This window comes from Microvirga sp. P4_G7 (genome assembly GCF_056401005.1).
In genome coordinates this window covers 1-1843 of record NZ_JBFUKD010000704.1, presented here as the reverse complement: position 1 = coordinate 1843, position 1843 = coordinate 1, and the positions used below count along the sequence as shown (strand labels likewise).

2 protein-coding genes and 1 pseudogene are annotated in these 1843 nt (G+C 63.1%); all 3 read right to left on the bottom strand.

The features are described from left to right. Positions 1-114 (bottom strand): annotated as a pseudogene (locus AC1DT3_RS19770) (polyphenol oxidase); the annotation flags it as partial. An 8-nt stretch (positions 115-122) separates the two neighbouring features. Beyond that, positions 123-1205, bottom strand: a complete 1083-nt coding sequence (locus AC1DT3_RS19765) for a class I SAM-dependent methyltransferase (protein WP_477466918.1) — start codon at positions 1203-1205, stop codon at positions 123-125. Next, positions 1202-1843 (bottom strand): prolipoprotein diacylglyceryl transferase (lgt, locus tag AC1DT3_RS19760; protein WP_477466917.1); only part of this gene is annotated, 642 nt, incomplete at its 5' end. The genes AC1DT3_RS19765 and lgt, both read right to left, overlap by 4 nt.

The window sequence follows — 1843 nt, the reverse complement described above, 5'->3', positions numbered from 1 at the left end:
GCCGAGACCGCCGTTCAAGGATGCGTAAATGCCCGTCGAGACACCGCCCTGACGCGTGAAGAAAGCGTGTCTCAGGTTCGGATAGGAGGYGAGCTCCGGCGCTTCGATAAACATCGTTTCCCTTATCCCGTCGTGAAGGCTGTTCCAGCTGGAAGCCCGATGGCCGCGTCGAGGTCCGCACGGGTTAGCGCCAAAACCTTAAAGAGCTCCCCCATTCCTCTTTCGCTCGTGTCCGTCAGGCGGGCGACAGCGTGATCGATCGCCTCCGCTTGCGGCGTCGTCGCGCGCTGTTTCAACGAATGCGCGCGTGTTTCGATCCCCAACGCCGCCAGGAAGTCCGCTTGCCGCAGGGGACCGTGCCATCGCACGCCCTGCGCGGCAGCGGCCCTAGCCAACCAGTGAAAATCCACATGCGTCGTAAGATCAGCGTCGCCGGGCCTGTCGAGCGGATCGCTGAACTGGTGTGCATGCAACGCCTGCAAGGTGTCGCCAAGGGCGGGGCCCCAATAGCCGTAATCGATGATGAGTGCGGCGCCCCCCGATGAGCGCAATCTCCGCGAGAGAGTGTCTGCGATCGCGATCGAAGCCGTCGGGATTTCCACCACATCTCCGAGGTGGACCGGCGTCCGAGAGATCGATTCAGGTTCGGCGCTCAATCCGAAAGTGAGCCGATTTTCGTCCAAGCCGACCAGGCGCTCGCACCAGCCGCGTTCGGTCGCCACGTACTGCCGGATCGGCAATGCATCGAAGAACTCGTTCGCGAGGAAAATTCCCACGCCCTCCGGCACATCCTCGATGCGTTCATGCCAGGCGACTTCCGCTTGTGATGCGGCCAATGTCGCCCGTTGACGGTCGCGCAACGAGGGACTCGTCTCGACGAGATGAACCGTGAGGGCGGCACGAAATTCTGGGACGACCTTGGCCGCGCGCAGGGCGTCCGCCATCAACGTCCCTCGGCCGGGCCCGAGCTCCACCAGACGGCACGGGGACGGGCGACCGAGGGCGATCCAGGTTTCGGCCGCCCAAAGGCCGAGCAGCTCGCCGAAGATCTGGCTGATTTCCGGTGCGGTGGTGAAATCGCCACGGGCGCCGAGTGGATCGCGCGTTGCATAATAATGCTGGAGGCAAAGTCCCATATAGCGTTCGAGCGTGATCGGTCCCTCGAGGGCGATCACTTCTCGCACACGGGTCTCGAACGGCGTCACGCCGGCCTTGTCGCCGTGTACGTGTGACCGCGAGCGGCAAGCCACACCAAGACGATGCCGAGCGCGATCAATGGCAAGGACAGCACCATCCCCATGGTGATACCGCCTCCAAGCGCCTGGAGGGACGATCCGAACAGAAACCCGAGCTGTGCGTCCGGCTCGCGGAAAAATTCGCAGACGATGCGTGCGATCGCGTAGCCCGTGATGAAGATCCCGCTGAGAAAGCCGGGTTTGCGAAAGCCGAGCGTCCGAACCGCGAAGGACATGATCAGAAACAGGATCAATCCCTCGCCGAGTGCCTCGTAGAGCTGGCTCGCATGGCGGGGCAGGGGACCCGCGTGCGGAAAGACGACGGCAAGGCCGAAATCAGGTGCCGGACGCCCCCACAATTCGCCGTTGATGAAGTTGGCGATGCGTCCGAAGAAGAGGCCGATCGGCGCGACCGTCGAGGCGAGATCGAGGATCGTGAGGGCGTTGAGACCGCGCTTGCGGGAAAAGGCGACGATGGCAAGCGTGGCCCCGATCAGGMCGCCATGAAAAGACATGCCGCCATGCCAGATCGCAAAAATCTCGAGCGGCTGCGCGAGGTAAGCCCCGAGATTGTAGAACAGCACGTAACCAGCTCTGCCTCCCAGCAC